The sequence below is a fragment of the Streptomyces sp. NBC_00490 genome (genome assembly GCF_036013645.1).
Lineage (GTDB): Bacteria > Actinomycetota > Actinomycetes > Streptomycetales > Streptomycetaceae > Streptomyces > Streptomyces canus_F.
The window spans coordinates 2,594,902-2,611,072 of sequence record NZ_CP107869.1 but is presented as its reverse complement, the minus strand read 5'-3'; the positions used below and the strand labels follow the sequence as shown (position 1 = coordinate 2,611,072).

The 16,171-nt window shown below is 69.9% G+C and carries 14 protein-coding genes; 10 read left to right on the top strand and 4 right to left on the bottom strand.

The features are described 5' to 3' along the window. Positions 1-61 precede the first annotated feature (61 nt). The 5 genes from OG381_RS11690 to OG381_RS11670 all read left to right on the top strand — a co-directional run bounded on the left by OG381_RS11690 (position 62) and on the right by OG381_RS11670 (position 4,599). Positions 62-1,645: a sensor histidine kinase gene (locus OG381_RS11690; RefSeq protein ID WP_327716042.1), complete on the top strand. Its 1,584-nt coding sequence runs from the start codon at positions 62-64 to the stop codon at positions 1,643-1,645. Beyond that, a complete protein-coding gene (locus OG381_RS11685; protein WP_046261836.1) occupies positions 1,642-2,049 on the top strand; it encodes a roadblock/LC7 domain-containing protein in 408 nt (135 codons plus the stop codon). The genes OG381_RS11690 and OG381_RS11685 overlap by 4 nt, the downstream gene beginning before the upstream one ends. Further along, a complete protein-coding gene (locus OG381_RS11680) occupies positions 2,046-2,453 on the top strand; it encodes a DUF742 domain-containing protein (RefSeq protein WP_327716041.1) in 408 nt (135 codons plus the stop codon). Before OG381_RS11685 ends, OG381_RS11680 begins: the two co-directional genes overlap by 4 nt. Beyond that, a complete protein-coding gene (locus OG381_RS11675) occupies positions 2,434-3,054 on the top strand; it encodes a GTP-binding protein (RefSeq protein ID WP_327716040.1) in 621 nt (206 codons plus the stop codon). The genes OG381_RS11680 and OG381_RS11675 overlap by 20 nt, the downstream gene beginning before the upstream one ends. A gap of 63 nt (positions 3,055-3,117) precedes the next feature. Further along, positions 3,118-4,599, top strand: coding sequence for a cytochrome P450 (locus OG381_RS11670; RefSeq protein WP_327716039.1), 1,482 nt, complete (start codon positions 3,118-3,120; stop codon positions 4,597-4,599). Here the strand turns inward: OG381_RS11670 and OG381_RS11665 are convergent. Both OG381_RS11665 and OG381_RS11660 read right to left on the bottom strand, forming a co-directional pair. Further along, positions 4,593-5,540, bottom strand: coding sequence for an RluA family pseudouridine synthase (locus tag OG381_RS11665; RefSeq protein WP_327716038.1), 948 nt, complete (start codon positions 5,538-5,540; stop codon positions 4,593-4,595). The two genes, OG381_RS11670 and OG381_RS11665, sit on opposite strands and share 7 nt — an antisense overlap. A 119-nt stretch (positions 5,541-5,659) precedes the next feature. Then, on the bottom strand, positions 5,660-7,186 hold the full coding sequence (locus OG381_RS11660) for an amino acid permease (protein ID WP_327716037.1): 1,527 nt from the start codon (positions 7,184-7,186) through the stop codon (positions 5,660-5,662). 254 nt (positions 7,187-7,440) lie between these two features. On the opposite strand from OG381_RS11660, the gene OG381_RS11655 reads away from it, so the two are divergent. The 3 genes from OG381_RS11655 (at position 7,441) to OG381_RS11645 (ending at position 10,023) form a co-directional block, all read left to right on the top strand. Beyond that, entirely contained in the window at positions 7,441-8,031 is a 591-nt protein-coding gene (locus tag OG381_RS11655; protein WP_327716036.1) for a PadR family transcriptional regulator, read from the top strand. 175 nt (positions 8,032-8,206) lie between these two features. Further along, complete coding sequence (locus OG381_RS11650; protein WP_327716035.1) at positions 8,207-9,250, top strand: ATP-binding cassette domain-containing protein; 1,044 nt, start codon at positions 8,207-8,209, stop codon at positions 9,248-9,250. Then, positions 9,247-10,023: an ABC transporter permease gene (locus OG381_RS11645; protein ID WP_327716034.1), complete on the top strand. Its 777-nt coding sequence runs from the start codon at positions 9,247-9,249 to the stop codon at positions 10,021-10,023. Before OG381_RS11650 ends, OG381_RS11645 begins: the two co-directional genes overlap by 4 nt. A gap of 55 nt (positions 10,024-10,078) precedes the next feature. Here the strand turns inward: OG381_RS11645 and OG381_RS11640 are convergent, their stop codons facing one another. Beyond that, positions 10,079-10,918, bottom strand: coding sequence for a siderophore-interacting protein (locus OG381_RS11640; RefSeq protein ID WP_327716033.1), 840 nt, complete (start codon positions 10,916-10,918; stop codon positions 10,079-10,081). Between the two features lie 147 nt (positions 10,919-11,065). Continuing rightward, positions 11,066-11,995, bottom strand: a complete 930-nt coding sequence (locus tag OG381_RS11635) for a 5'-3' exonuclease (RefSeq protein ID WP_327722442.1) — start codon at positions 11,993-11,995, stop codon at positions 11,066-11,068. 157 nt (positions 11,996-12,152) lie between these two features. Between OG381_RS11635 and OG381_RS11630 the strand changes: the two genes are divergently transcribed. Then, positions 12,153-13,241, top strand: coding sequence for a quaternary amine ABC transporter ATP-binding protein (locus OG381_RS11630; RefSeq protein WP_327716032.1), 1,089 nt, complete (start codon positions 12,153-12,155; stop codon positions 13,239-13,241). After that, complete coding sequence (locus OG381_RS11625) at positions 13,234-15,840, top strand: ABC transporter permease/substrate binding protein (protein WP_327716031.1); 2,607 nt, start codon at positions 13,234-13,236, stop codon at positions 15,838-15,840. Before OG381_RS11630 ends, OG381_RS11625 begins: the two co-directional genes overlap by 8 nt. Positions 15,841-16,171 lie beyond the last annotated feature (331 nt).

Sequence of the window (16,171 nt, the reverse complement as noted above, 5' to 3'; positions counted from 1 at the left end):
TATTCGTGCGCTTGTTCCCTATGTATGCGCATCCAAGCCGATTCGTTTTCGAGGGCCTTACATGGTGAGTGTTCAATCCCCACCCGTACGCCGTGAACTTCCCTACGCGCGCGTGCTGTTGTTCCCCGCGATACTGATGGCCGCGGCCACCGGAGCCGCAGCCGCCGTGGTCCAGGAGCCGGCCCGCACGGCCGTCGCCTGGTGCGGCGCCGTCGCCACGCTCCTGGTGCTCGCGGCGGCTTCCGAAGTGGTGCGTCGCGGCCGGGCCCTGCGGGAGCTGCGTGCCGAATACGCCCGTAACAGCGCGTATCTGGAACGACGGGTCGGCGCGCACGAGGAGGAGATGCTCCGCCTCGCGAAGGAGATCACCCCCGCCGCCATCTACCGGTTGCGATCCGGAAATTCCCCCGGGGAGGTGATTCGCCAACTCGGCGACATCGACCCCTCCTACCGCGAACTCCCCGAGTCGCAGCTCATCCTGATCCACTCGGTGCTCGACATCATCGACCGCGAGGAAGCCCTGCGCGACTCCACGCAGCGCTCCTTCGTCTCCATCGCCCGCCGCGTCCAGGCGATCGTGCACCAGCAGAACAACGAACTCCGGGAGATGGAGGAGGACCACGGCCGCAACCCCGAGGTCTTCGACGACCTCCTGCGCATCGACCACGGCACCGCCCTGATCGGCCGCCTCGCCGACTCCATCTCCGTCCTCGGCGGCGGCCGCCCCGGCCGTCAGTGGCCCGACCCCGTCCCGCTGTACAGCGTGCTGCGCGGCGGCATGTCCCGCATCCTGGAGTACCGCCGCATCAAGCTGGACTCCATCGCCCAGGTCAACATCCGCGGCATCTCCGTCGAGCCGGTCATCCACGCCGTCGCGGAGCTCCTGGACAACGCCACCCGCTACTCACCGCCGCAGACCAAGGTGCACGTCACCGCCAGCGAGGTGCAGACCGGCGTCGCCGTCGAGATCGAGGACGCCGGAGTCAGCTTCAGCGAGGAGGCCCGGGCCAAGGCCGAGTCCATGCTGGAGCGGGCCAAGGCCGGTGTCGACCTCCAGGACCTGGGTGATTCCCCGCGCCTGGGCCTGGCCGTCGTCGGCCGCCTGTGCACGCAGTTCAACATGCAGGTCTCGCTGCGCTCCTCGGCGTACGGCGGTGTCCGCGCCGTCCTGATCGTGCCGCGCGAGATGATGACCAGCGATCCGGCCCCCGGACTCGCCCACGGCATCGGCGCCGGCGCCGTGCCGAAGACCGAAGGTGCGCTCGAAGGTCCCAAGCGCGCACCGAAGCGACGGCGCCCCACCAGCCCGCGCATCCCCGTCGGCGTGTCCATGGAGGACGACGTCCCCGAGGTCACCGAGTGGACCGCCGGCGGGCTGCCGCAGCGCCGCAGCCGGGTCAAGACACCGCTGCACCAGCGGTTCGCCGAGCAGGCGGCCATCGAGCAGGCCGAGCGGGAGGGCAGGCCGACCATCTGGTCGACGCCCGCGCCCGACCCCGAGCCGGAGAAGAACGAGCCCGAGCCCGGACTGTGGGTCGAGGCCTTCTGGAACGGACTCAAGGGCGATCCCGACCCGAGCGCACCCACCCAGCAGACCACCGAGCCGGCCCGGACCGAGGCCGACGACGAGAGGGACCACACGTGATCCAGCAGCGCGCCAACTTCGACTGGATGCTCAAGGATCTCGCCGACGGGGTACCAGGCATCGAGATGATCGTGGTGCTCTCCGCCGACGGCCTGCGCATCGCGCGCTACGGCGGTGACCCGGACGCCGCCGACCGTGTCGCCGCGGCCTGTGCGGGGCTCCAGAGCCTCGCCCACGCCGTCGCCCACGAGATCCCGGACAGCGACGGCCGGATGAAGATGGTCATCATCGAGATCAACGGCGGCTACTTCTACCTGATGGCCGCGGGCGCCAACGCCTATCTCGCGGTGCTGTCCGACGTGGTCGCCGAACCCGGCCTGATGAGCAACCGCATGCGTGACCTGGTCGTCAGAATCGGCGCCCATCTCACCAGTCCGCCCCGGCGGAACGGGCAGACCGTATGACTCCTCCGCAACGCCGGCGGCGATACCCCAGTCAGGCACCGGAGGAACCGCCCCCGAAGCCCGAGGGCGAAGGCACCGGAAAGCGCCCCCCGGAACGGCTCTACGTGGTCGCGGGCCCGGACGGGGAGCGAGCCGACCTCGACCTGGTCGCGTTAATCGTGGCGCGCGCCGACCCGCCGCCCTCCGCCACCCCCGAGCAGACGGCGATCCTCCGCCTCAGCGCGGCCCCGATCTCGGTCGCCGAGCTCTCGGCCTATCTGAGCCTGCCGTTCAGTGTGATGACCGTCGTGCTCACGGAGATGCTGACGGCCGAACTGGTGACGGCGCGCGCCCCGATCGTCCGTCAGGCGCTCCCCGACCGTTCCCTTCTCGAAGCGGTGATGCATGGACTTCAAAGGCTCTGACACCATCCCCGGGCCACGCTCGGAGGATCAACTGCCGCACACGGCCCAGGCCGCGGTGAAGATCGTGATCGTGGGCGGCTTCGGAGTCGGCAAGACGACGATGGTCGGGTCGGTCAGCGAGATCAGGCCGCTGACCACCGAGGAGACCATGACCCAGGCCGGGATCGGGGTCGACGACAACTACGGCTCCGAGACCAAGACCGCCACCACCGTGGCCATGGACTTCGGGCGCATCAGCATCACCGACCAGCTCGTCCTGTATCTCTTCGGCACCCCCGGCCAGCAACGTTTCTGGTTCCTGTGGAACGGCCTGTTCGAGGGCGCGCTCGGCGCGGTGGTGCTGGTCGACACCCGCCGTCTGGAGGTCAGCTTCGACGTCATAGGACGGCTCGAGGAGCGCGGCGTGCCCTTCATCGTCGCCGTCAACTCCTTCCCCGACGGGCCCCGTTACCCCATGGCTGACCTGCGCGGCGCGCTCGACCTGGACGAGGGCATCCCCATCGTGGAGTGCGACGCACGCCGCCGGGCCTCCAGCCGCGACACCCTGATGACCCTGATGCGCTTCCTGCACTCGCTCGCGCTGACGGGCCGGCTCACCTGACCGGCCGGCGAGCTCACCCGGCCTCAACTCCCCAGCAACCGGATCCCCTTCGGAGCGATCACAGTGACGCCTGAACCTCAGTCCCTGACCGGTGCCGACCCCACGGCCGGCCCGCCACCGGGCTGCCCCGCCCACGGCCGTGGCCCCGGCGGGCTGCATCGGCTGTACGGCCCCGAGGCGGAGGACCTCGAAGGCCTCTACGAACAACTCCGCGAGGAACACGGCCCGGTGGCGCCCGTGCTGCTCCACGACGACGTGCCGATGTGGATCGTCCTCGGCCACGCCGAGAACCTCCACATGGTGGGCACCCCCTCGCACTTCTGCCGGGACAGCCGCATCTGGACGCCGCAGATCGAGGGCATGGTCAAACCCGACCACCCGATGATGCCGCACATCGCCTGGGCGCCCATCTGCTCCTACGCCGAGGGCGACGAGCACCTGCGGCTGCGCGGCGCCGTCACCGGCGCCATGTCGACCATCAACTACCGCGCGATCCGGCGGCACATCAACCGCTACACCCAGCGCCTGGTCAACGAGTTCTGCGAGCAGGGCGACGCCGACCTCATCGGCCAGTTCGCCGAGCACCTGCCGATGGCCATCATGTGCGAGATCTTCGGCATGCCGGAGGAGTACAACGACCGGCTCGTGCAGGCCACCCGCGACCTCCTCAAGGGCACCGAGACCGCCAACACCAGCCAGGCGTACGTCATGGGCGTCCTCCAGGGGCTCGCCGCCCGCCGCCGGGAGCAGCCCGAGGACGACTTCGCCAGCCACCTCGTGCTGCACCCGGCGAAGCTCACCGACGACGAGGTCACCACCCACCTGTGGCTCGTCCTCCTCGCGGCCTACGAGGCAACGGTGAACCTCATCGGCAACGTCCTGCGCGCCGTGCTCACCAACCCGGGCTTCCGGGCCCAGCTCAACGGCGGTCAGATGACGGTGCCGCAGGCGGTCGAGCAGTCGCTGTGGGACGAGCCGCCGTTCAGCACGGTCTTCGCCTACTACGCCAAGCAGGACACGGAGCTGGGCGGCCAGCGCATCCGCAAGGGCGACGGTCTGCTGTTCGGCATCGCGCCGGGCAACGTCGACCCGCGGGTCCGGCCCGACCTGGCCGCCAACATGCGGGGCAACCGCTCGCACCTCGCCTTCGGCGGCGGCCCGCACGAGTGCCCCGGTCAGGACATCGCCCGTGGCATCGCCGACACCGGTGTCGACGCGCTGCTGATGCGGCTGCCGGACGTCCAGCTCGACTGCGACGAGGACGAGCTGGAGTGGCGGCAGTCGATCTCCTCGCGCCACCTCGTGGAGCTGCCCGTGCGGTTCGCGCCCAAGCCGCAGCAGGACATCATGCAGCAGCCGGGCCACGCCCCGGTTCCGCAGCAGCGGCCCGGCTGGCAGGTCGGCACGGAGCGGCCGCAACCCGCGGCCGTCGAACCCCAGCCCCAGCCTCAGCCCGCTGCCCCGCCGCAGACCGCGCCGACGCCCGAACCGGCCCGTCCGATGGGTGCCTGGCGCCGCCTCCTGCGGTGGTGGAGGGGTTACTGACCGGCCCGGTCACCGAGGTGCGCCCAGGCCTCCAGCACCCGAGTGCTCCGGAACCGGTGTTCCACCCCCGTGACCGGATCGGTGAAGTCCAGCGCCCGCGCCAGCAGTTGGAGCGGATGCCGGAACTCACCGGCCGGCACGGGGGCGGCGACCTCGGGATACAGCGGGTCACCGAGGATGGGTACGCCGAGCGTGCTCATGTGGACGCGCAGCTGATGTGTCTGGCCGGTGGTGGGCGTGAGCCGGTACCGGCCCAACCCCGCACGCCGGTCGACGAGTTCTATGTGGCTGACGGCATTCGGCTCGCCCTCGACCTCATAGGCGGCCAGCACCCCGCGCTCCTTCACGATCCGGCTCCGCACGGTCCGGGGCAGGGGGAGCGCGGCATCGTAGGGCGCGACGGCCTCGTACTCCTTGCGCACCTGCCGGTCCCGGAACAGCGACTGGTAGGCGCCCCGCTCCTCGGGCCGCACCGTGAACAGCACCAGTCCGGCGGTGAGCCGGTCGAGCCGGTGCGCGGCCCCGAGCGCCGGGACACCGAGCTCCCGGCGCAGCCGCGCGAGCGCGGTCTCGGTGACATGGCTGCCGCGCGGGGTGGTGGCGAGGAAGTGCGGTTTGTCGACGACGACGATGTGCTCGTCGCGGTGCACCAGCTCCAGGGGGAAGGGCACGGGCACCTCGTACGGCAGCTCGCGGTGGAACCACACGTACATGCCGGGCACGTACGCGGCATCGGGTGCCACGGGAGTGCCGTCCGTCCCGACGACGAGCCCCCGGGCGAACATCCCCTCGACGACTCCGGCGCCCGCCCCCCTGAGCCGCTCCACCAGGTGCTCCCGCACGGTGGCCCAGTCGCCTTCCCCCGGCAGCCGCACGCGTACCGGGTCCACCCCGTCGCGCTGGGGCAGCGGGGAGGGCGGGGGAGCGGTGCGGCGTCTCATCGGGATCAAGGGTACGGGGGCCTCCGGCGGTCAGCAGGTGGGGCGACTAAGGGGGTGCCACCGTATGGTGTCGGTCGGGTGCTGCGCCGTCGTGGCTTGTCGCGCAGTTCCCCGCGCCCCTAGGGGGTTGCAGTGGCCCCGCGCCTGGAATGGAGCCGCCAGGCCGCGCCCAGTACCAGCGTTGCTGTCAGGAACAGGACCGTGAACCACTGGAAGTACCAGTGGCCGCCCGCCGGGTCGTACACCTCCGCCCTCGGCCAGGCCAGGTTGATCGTCATGAACAGGCCGTAGAGCAGGGCGAGGGCGTTGACCGGGACTCCCCAGCGGCCCAGGGAGAAGAGCTTGCCGCCCCTCTCGTCCGTGCCCTCCGAGGTGAAGCGGCCGCGGAGGCGGGCGACCAGGAGGGGGCCGGTGACCATCGCGTACGCCAGGTACAGCATCACGATGCAGGTCGTGCCGATCGCCAGGAACGCCTCCGGGGAGGCGAAGTTGAGGAGCAGCAGCGCCGCGGCGAGGAGACCGACCACCAGGGCGGGAGCGGTGGGCATGCCGGTGCGGGGGTGGACGCGTGCCAGGCGTGCCGCGAAGGGGAGCCGGCCGTCTCGGGCCATGGAGAACAGCATCCGGCAGGCCGCCGTCTGGATCGCGAGGGTCGCCACCGCGATCGCCACCACCACGTCCGCCAGCAGCGCCTTGCCGACCCCGTCGCCCAGGCTGCTCGTGAGGACGTAGCTCAGCCCGTCGACCGCCAGGCGGCCGTCGGTCAGGCTGGGCGCCGCCAGCAGGCCGCCCAGCACGATCAGACCCCCCAGGAGGCCGGCCGCGCCGAGTGCCGTGAGGATCGTGCGGGGGGCGGTGCGCCGTGGATCACGGGTCTCCTCGCTCATCTCGCCCGCGCTGTCGAAGCCGATCATCACGTACGCCGCCGTGAACGAACCCACCAACAGGGCCCCGAACAGGCCGGACTGGGCCGCGCCCGCGGTGTGGAAGGTGATGCCGGGTGTGCGCTCGGAGTGGGTGAGCAGCAGGACGACGATCAGTACCGCGCCGATGATCTCGGCCGTCACCCCGACCCGGTTGATCACGGACATGACCCGGTTGTCGAGCACGTTCACGAGCGTCGTCAGCGCGAGAAGGAAGACGCCCAGGAGCGCCGCGTTGGCCGCGCCGTCCGCCGACGTCGGCGCCGGGTCGGTGCCGATCAGCTGGAAGCCCGACCAGATCGCCGGCAGCACCATCTGGAGGGCCAGCGCGGCCGCCGCGACCACCACGATCTGCCCGATCACCATGATCCAGCCGGCGAACCAGCCGAACGTGAGGTTCGACAGCCGCGACGACCACTGGTAGATCGCGCCCGAGATCGGATAGCGCGCCGCCAGCTCCGCGAAGCAGGCGGCCACCAGCAACTGCCCGACCAGCACCGCCGGCCAGGCCCAGAAGAAGACGGGGCCGCCGAAGGCGTACCCGAAGGCGAAGAACTGGAAGACCGTCGTCAGGACGGAGATGAAGGAGAACCCGGCCGCGAACGACGCGTACCGGCCCAGGCTGCGGTGGAGTTCCTGGCGGTAGCCGAACTCGGCGAGCGAGCGGTCGCTGGGGGAGTGCGGTGGATCGGGGCGGACTTCGGAGGGGCTGGTTGTCGTCACGGCGGCACCTGCCTTCGGCGGCGGAAGAGCGGGACAGCGGTGCGGGCGCTGAATTCCTGTCGGGCGACAGAAATTAGGGAGCGGCTGTTTCACCCGCATGACGCGGCCATGTCGAAGATGGGCCCAAGTCCTCACCTCTCTTGCGCAGGCCATCGAAACGCGATACATCGTGTCTATTGACGGTCTCTCGTAGATCGCGATATGTTCGGCTACGGATATTCGGTACGAAGTAGAGATGCGAGGTGAATCGGCCCATGAGGCGTCGCAAGCTCCGCAACCCCTTGGCGCTCGCCGTGCTGGCGACCCTGTGGCAGAAGCCGATGCATCCCTACGAGATCGCCCAGACCCTGCGCCGCCAGGGCAAGGACTCCAGCACGAAGATCAACTACGGCTCGCTCTACACGGTCGTGCAGAACCTCCAGAAGCATGGCTTCGTCGAGGTCACGGACGTGGAGCGGCAGGGCAACCGGCCCGAGCGGACGGTCTACGGCATCACCGAGGCCGGCCGCCGGGAGACCACCGAGTGGATGTCGGACCTGGTCGCCTTCCCGGCCAAGGAGTACCCGATCTTCGAGACCGCGCTCTCGCTGCTCGGCGTGCTGCACCCCGACGACGTGGTCCTCCTGCTGGAGGAACGGCTCGACGCCCTGGAGGTCCGGATCGCCTCCGGCCGGGGCGCACTGGAGAAGCTGTACGAGACGCTGCCCCGGCTCTTCCTCGTGGAGAACGAGTACCAGCTCCACATGATCGAGGCGGAGGCGGCATGGGTCCGCGGCTTCCTCGACGAGATCAGGAAGGGCGAGCTGTCCGGCATCGACGAGTGGAAGGCGTTCCACGAACCGTGATCTGACAAAGAACAGGCCCCGACAAGGCTGTTGGAGCAGCCTTGCCGGGGCCTCGAACCCCGAGCTGAATCCGCCGTGAGGCACATCCGGGCGATCGAGGTGCGGCACACCCAGGATAGCCCGGTGCTCCTCACGCGGATCAGCTGTCATCCGCTCACCCAGGAGAGCACCTGTCATGAACACCCGTGCGCCCGCAGTCGAGGCGCGTCAGCTGATCAAGGCCTACCCGGGTGGTGTCACGGCCCTCAACGGCATGGACATCACCGTCGAACCCGGCACCGTCCTCGGCCTTCTCGGCCCCAACGGCGCCGGCAAGTCCACCACCGTCAAGATCCTCACCACCCTGGCCCGCCCCGACTCCGGCACGGCCACCGTCGCCGGTCACGACGTGCTGCGCCACCCGGACCGGGTGCGCCGCGCGATCGGTGTGGTCGCGCAGAACTCCGGCGCCGACCCCGGGGCCACCGGCCGCGAGAACCTCCGACTGCAGGGCAGGCTCCACGGGTTGAGGGGGACCGGCCTCGACCGGCGCGTCGCCGAACTGCTGGACCGCTTCACCCTCACCGACGCCGCGGACCGCCGGGTCAAGGGCTACTCCGGCGGTATGCGGCGCCGCCTCGACGTCGCCCTCGGTCTGGTGCACCGACCCGAGGTGCTCTTCCTCGACGAGCCCACCACCGGTCTCGACCCCCAGGCCCGCGGCGCGATGTGGGACGAGATCGGCCGCCTCTCCGGCGAGGAGGGACTGACCATCCTGCTCACCACGCACTATCTCGAAGAGGCCGACCGGCTCGCCGAACGCGTCGCCATCGTGGACCGCGGCCGGGTCGTGGTCGAGGGCACCCCGGACTCGCTCAAGGGCGAACTCCGCGGCGACGCCGTCCACATGGAGCTCCGCACCGGCGTCGGCGAAGCCGGCCGTACGCTGCTCAGGAGCGCCCTCGGCGGACTGCCGGGCGTGCACGAGGTCCTGGTCGACGGGCGCCGGGTCAGCGTCCGCGCCGACGACGGAGCGGCGGCGGTGCCCGCCCTCCTGGGCGCACTCGAGCGCGCCGGAGTCGGTGTCGCCGCCGCGACCGTGGCCCGCCCCTCGCTCGACGACGTGTACCTGCGGTACACCGGCCGCCGCTATTCCGAGGCCGGGGCGGTCGAGGGTGCGGGGGAGGCCGGGGAAGGCGGCCGGCCCGACGACCTCGCCCTCGCGGGAGGTGCCCGATGAGCGCCGCCGTCTCCCAGACCTGGTACATGACACAGCGTCAACTCATGGTGTTCGTGCGCCAGCCCGCGTACGCGGTCATCACCCTGATCCAGCCGGTGATCTGGCTGTTCCTGTTCGGCAGTCTGTTCCGCGAGGTCGTCGAGCTCGGCGGCTTCGGCACCACCTCGTACCTCGACTACCTCGTCCCCGGCGTGGTCGTGATGAGCGCGCTGAGCTCCAACATGTGGGCCGGGATGACCACGCTCGACGAGATCCAGCGCGGCACCCTGGACCGCTTTCTGACCACCCCGGTCAGCCGGGCCGCGCTGATGAACGGCAACGTCGTCAACAACGGCCTGGTCACCGCCGCGCAGTCGGTGATCATCGTGCTGCTCGGGCTGCTGGGCGGGGCGGACTACCCGGGCGGGATCGTCGGGATCGCGGTCCTGGTGCTCGCCTCGGTGCTGCTGGGCACGGTCTTCGGGGCGCTGTCCAACGCGCTCGGCATGCTGGTGCGGGAGCGGGAGTCGATCATCGGGATCAACACGTTCCTGCTGCTGCCGCTGACGTTCCTGTCCTCCGCCTTCATGGCGCCCGCCCAGATGCCCGGGTGGATGCGGCATGTCGCCGACCTCAACCCGCTCGACTGGGCGATGGTGGCGGGGCGTTCGGCGCTGTCCGGGGACCCCGACTGGGGTGATGTGCTGATCCGGGGCGGTGGGCTGCTGGCGCTGGCGGTGGCGGCGGTGTGGCTGTCGATCCGGACGTTCCGGTCGTACCAACGGTCCGTGTAGCCGTGTGGGAGGGCGCCGCCGTGCCCTCCCACACTTCGTGTCCGTCCGAGGGGGACTAGGCGGGCGTGCCCTCCTGCTCCGCCTCGATCCGCGCGTTCCAGTCCCGCTTCGAGGCCTGCCAGCCGTCCTCGTTGTGGCCGAGCCGCCAGTACCCGGAGATCGACAGGTCCTCGCGGGCGATCTCGCGCTCGACGCGCAGCAGGTGCCGCAGCTGCTTCACGCAGTGCGCCTCGCCGTGGACGAAGGCGTGCACGCGGCCCTCGGGGAAGTCCAGCGCCCGCACGGCCTCGGTCAGCGCCTCGCCGACCGGCCGGTCCCCGCGGTGCAGCCAGACGACCTCCACGTCGGAGTCGATCTTCTGCTCCTCCTCGGGCCCGGAGACCTCGATGAAGGCGTACGCCGTGGCACCGGCGGGCAGCACCTCCAGGGAGCGGGCGATCGCGGGCAGCGCGCTCTCGTCCCCGGCGAACAGATGCCAGTCGGCGGTCGGATCAGGGGTGTAGGCGCCGCCCGGGCCGCTGAACCGCACGGTCTCGCCCGGCTGCACGTTCGCCGCCCAGGGTCCGGCGAGGCCCTCGTCGCCGTGGATGACGAAGTCCAGGGTCAGCTCACGGTGTTCGGCATCCCAGTGGCGCACGGTGTACGTCCGCGTCACCGGCCACTGCTCGCGCGGGAACTCCTCGCGGATGCGCTCCATGTCGAAGGGCTCCGGGTAGGTCGCACCCCCGGCCGGGAACAGCAGCTTCACATAGTGGTCGGAGCAGGTGTCCGCCGCGAAGTCGGCGAGCCCCTCACCGCCGAGCACCACGCGGTGCATGTGGGGGGTCAGCCGCTCGGTGCGGACGACCTGAGCGGAATACGGCTTCCGCGGCTTGCGTCCCGGTCGTTCTGCCATGGCTGCCTCCCTGCTTTTCGCTTAGGCTTACCTAAGTTAGCATTTCCCCCCTACTTAACACCCCTTGTATGAGGGCAAGATTAAGCCATTGTGGAGAGTGTGGATCCCTCCTGAAGAGAATCTCATTCACTTGGCAGAGAACATGATTTACGGGGCCAGGGTCGTCAGCAGTCGCTGAAGCGACCCGCCCAGCCCCCAGCGCGCCGCCAGCCGCTCCACCGCCGCCGGATCGCGCGGCCCGCGCGGCACCACCGTGTCGACGTCCGGCAGCGGGACGTCGTCCGCCACCCGCACGACCTTGGGCGCCACCGCGACATAGGGCCGCGACTCGTCCAGCCGCTTGCGCTGCGACGGCGTGAGCTTGGCCTTCGGGTCGTCGACCGCCGCCATGATCCCGGCGACATCGCCGAACTCGGCCAGCAGCTTGGCGGCCGTCTTCTCCCCGATGCCGGGCACCCCCGGCAGACCGTCGCTCGGGTCGCCGCGCAGCAGCGCCAGATCCGCGTACCCCGGCCCGTCGACCCCATACTTCTCGCGCAGCCACGCCTCGTCCGTGAGCTGGAGGGTGCCCACGCCCTTGAGCGGGTACAGCACCCGCACCCCGCGCGCGTCGTCCACCAGCTGGTACAGATCGCGGTCGCCGGTGACGATGTCCACCGGGCCCTTCGCCCGCGCGGTGAACGTGCCGATCACGTCGTCCGCCTCGTACCCCGCGACGCCCACGCGCGCGATGCCGAGCGCGTCCAGAACCTCCTCGATGACCGGGACCTGCGGCGACAGCGTGTCCGGCACCTCCTCCTCGTCCGGCCCCACTTCGCGCTCCTCGGCGACGCGGTGCGCCTTGTAGGAGGGGATCAGGTCGACCCGCCACTGAGGACGCCAGTCGGCGTCCATGCAGGCCACCAGCTCATCGGGACGGTGGTCCCTGACCAGCCGGTCGATGAATTCCAGCAGCCCGCGCACGGCGTTCACCGGCGTGCCGTCCGGGGCCTTCACGGACTCCGGGACGCCGAAGTAGGCGCGGAAGTAGAGGGAGGCGGTGTCGAGGAGCATGAGTCGTCCGGTCACGTCTCGCATCATGCCGTACGCCGCCGACAGTCACCGGTCCTCAGCGTTGTGAAGCCGCTACGGCGATCCCACGGAATGGTTGTGAACTGAACCACTTCGGCGTTTGCCCTGGTCGGTCGAGGGCAGGCGCCGCCACTGACCCCCGCCCCCGAGTCAAGAGGTACGCGTGTCAGCCAGCCTAGAGGCCGAACATCTCTACAAGGTGTTCGGCAGACGACCGAGTGAGGCAGTCGAGAGACTGCGCGATGGAGCCGACCGGGAGGAGCTGCGCGCCGACGGCACCACCGCCGCGGTCGTCGACGCCTCCTTCACCGTGGAGCCCGGCCAGATCTTCGTCGTCATGGGCCTGTCGGGATCCGGCAAGTCCACCTTGCTGCGCATGCTCAACGGCCTCCTCGAGCCCACCGCCGGACACGTCCGCTTCGACGGCCAGGACCTGACCGCGCTCGGCGACCGCGAACTGCGCGCGGTCCGGGCGAGGAAGATCAGCATGGTCTTCCAGCACTTCGCGCTCTTCCCGCACCGCAGCGTCCTGGAGAACGCCGCCTACGGCCTCGCCGTACAGGGCGTCCCCCGCGCCGAGCGCGAGAAGCGCGCCACCGAGGCCCTGGCCCTGTGCGGTCTGGCCGGCTGGGAGAAGTCCTGGCCCGACGAGCTGTCCGGCGGTATGCAGCAGCGCGTCGGCCTGGCCCGCGCGCTGGCCACCGACGCCGACCTGCTCCTGATGGACGAGTCCTTCAGCGCGCTCGACCCGCTGATCCGCCGCGACATGCAGGACCAGCTCCTGGAGCTCCAGAAGACCCTGAAGAAGACCATCGTCTTCATCACCCACGACCTCAACGAGGCCATGCGCCTGGGCGACCGCATCGCCGTCATGCGCGACGGCCGTATCGTCCAGATCGGCAGCGCGGAGGACATCCTCGTGCGGCCCGCCGACGACTACGTGGCCTCCTTCACCCAGGACGTCGACCGCTCGCGGGTCCTGACCGCGGGCGCCGTCATGGACCCGGACGTCGCCGGTGACGAGGTCGGCTGTCGCTGCGAGACCGCGACACCGGACACCCCCTTCACCGAACTCTGCGCGATCAGCGCCCGGCTGACGCACCCCGTCGCCGTCCTCGACAAGACCGGCAAACTCGTCGGCCGCGTCCCGAGACAACGCCTCGTCGCGTTCCTCGGCGACGAGCAGTCCGACCCGGTGGCCTGCGACTCGCCCCGGGACAAGGGCGGCGACAAGGTGGTGGCCCGTGCCTAGGATCCCGCTCGGCGACTGGGTCAACGACGCGGTCGAATGGCTGCTCGGCCACATGGCCTGGCTCTTCGACTTCCTCAAGACCGTCTTCACCGGCACCTACGACGGTATCGACGCCGTCCTCCAGGCGCCCCAGCCCCTGCTCCTCGCGGGCATCTTCGCCGTCATCGCCTTCTGGCTGCGCGGCACCACGGCCGGCGTCCTCACCTTCGCGGGCTTCGCCTTCATCGACTCCCTCGAACTGTGGGACGACGCGATGGTGACCCTCTCGCTGGTCCTGGTCGCCACGATCATCGCCCTGGTGATCTCCGTGCCCGTCGGCATCTGGGCGGCCCGCTCCGACCGCGTCAGCGGACTGGTCCGGCCGGTCCTGGACTTCATGCAGACACTGCCCGCGATGATCTACCTCATCCCGGCGATCCTCTTCTTCGGCACCGGCGCCCCCGCGGGCATCGTCGCCACCCTGATCTTCGCGCTCGCCCCCGGCGTGCGCATGACCGAGCTGGGCATCCGCCAGGTCGACAAGGAACTGGTCGAGGCGGCCGAGGCGTTCGGCACGACTCCCAGGGACACCCTCCTGCGGGTCCAGCTCCCGCTCGCCCTGCCCACCGTCATGGCCGGCGTCAACCAGGTCATCATGCTCGGCCTGTCCATGGCCGCGATCGCCGGCATGGTCGGCACCGGCGGCCTCGGCGGACGCGTCAACGAGGCCATCGGCCAGCTCGACGTGGGTCTTGGGTCCGAGGCGGGCGTCGCCATCGTGATCCTCGCGATCTACCTCGACCGCATGACCGGCGCCCTGGGCACCCAGGTCTCCCCGCTGGGCCGCCGCGCCGCCGCCAAGGCACGTGCCGCACAGGGGCTGAAGATCTGGTCGTACCGCCCCCGACCGCAGGTCGCCGTCATCGGCGTGGTGGTCCTCGCCCTCGTCGCGGGCGGCATGGGGATGTTCGGCGGCAAGGACGACAGCACGACCCCGGTCGGCGAGAACGTCGGCCAGGGCAAGAAGGTCAGCATCGGCTACATCCCCTGGGACGAGGGCGTCGCCTCCACCTTCCTGTGGAAGGAGCTCCTGGAGGAACGCGGCTTCGAGGTGGAGGCCAAGCAGCTCGACGCCGGCCCGCTCTACACCTCCCTGGCCTCCGGCAACGTCGACTTCCAGACCGACGCCTGGCTGCCGACCACCCACGCCGAGTACTGGAAGAAGTACGGCGACCGGCTGGACGACCTGGGCTCCTGGTACGGCCCCACCTCCCTGGAGCTGAGCGTCCCCTCGTACATGAAGGGCGTCGACTCCCTGGAGGACCTCAAGGGCCGGGCCGCCGAGTTCGGCGGGAAGATCACCGGCATCGAGTCCAGCGCCGGAATGATGGGTCTGCTCAAGAGCAAGGTCCTCAAGGACTACGGTCTCGACAAGGAGTACAAGGTCGTCGACAGCTCCACGCCGGCGATGCTGGCCGAGCTGAAGCGGGCGTACAGCAAGCAGGAACCGGTCGTCGTCACGCTCTGGTCGCCGCACTGGGCGTACAGCGACTACAAGCTGAAGAAGCTCAAGGACCCCAAGGGCTCCTGGGGCAAGGGCGACGGGGTGCACACGGTGGCCCGCAAGGGCTTCGCCGACGACAACCCAGTCGTCGCGAAGTGGCTGAAGAACTTCAGGATGAGCGAGAAGCAGCTCACCGGTCTGGAAGCCGAGATCAACAAGGCGGGCAAGGGCAGGCAGCAGGACGCCGTACGCGCCTGGCTGAAGGCCAACCCGGGTGTGCTCGACAAGCTCGCACCCGTCGCGGACACCGCCGCCCCCGCCGAGGCGAAGCGGCCCGTCGACGTGGCCTGGTTCCCCTGGGACGAGGACATCGCCGTCACCTACCTCTGGAAGAACGTCCTGGAGCGGCGCGGCTACAAGCTGAACCTGAAGCAGATGGACGTCGGCCCGGTCTACACGGGCCTCGCCTCCGGGGACCTCGATCTCAACTTCGACGCCTGGCTGCCGTACGCGCAGGCGAACTACTGGGACAAGAACAAGGACAGACTCGCCGACCTCGGCACCTGGTACGAGCCGACCTCGCTGGAGATCGCGGTCCCCTCGTACGTCAAGGGCGTCAAGTCGTACGAGGACCTCAAGGGCAAGGCCGACCTCTTCGACGGCAGGATCATCGGCATCGAACCGGGCACCGGCGAGATGAACCTCCTCAAGAAGAAGGTCCTGCCGGGCTACGGCCTGGACAAGGAGTACGACGTCGTCGACGGCTCCACGCCCGCGATGCTGGCCGAGCTCAAGCGCGCCTACGCCAAGAAGCAGCCCGTGGCCGTCGTGCTCTGGTCGCCGCACTGGGCGTACAGCCAGTACGACCTGACCAAGCTCAAGGACGACAAGAAGCTCTTCGGCGAGGGCAACACGATCCGGACCATCGCCAACGAGAAGTTCCCGGCGCAGTATCCGCAGCTCACCAAGTGGATCAAAAGCTTCCGGATGAGTGAGGACGAGCTCGGCACCCTGGAGGCCGAGATCAACCAGCGGGGCCAGGGCCACGAGGAAGAGGCCGTCGCCGCCTGGCTGAAGGAGCACCCGGACGTGGCGGAGCGGATGACACCGCGGTAGCCGCCCTGTCGAAGCCGCCCGGGGGGCGGGCTCCCCACGTGACCTGACGGCGTGTGGCGAGGCCCGCCCCCCGGGCATGTCCGGGGCCCGCGCATCCGTACGCCGTCCATGAAAAGGATCCGGACAACCACATAGAGCTACGCCGCCCCCTGAGCCTCATCGGGCGCTCGTGGTCAGCCGGTTCGTCCTGACGGCGCAAACCCCCCACGGAGCGGGTGGAGAGCTGATCTACTGGCCTGAGTTGGCGAGATGGACCGCACGGGGTTTACGGCAATGTGACGGGCGCGTGAAACGGTTTGCCGAACATGCGTAGGGTGCAGACAACTCCTCA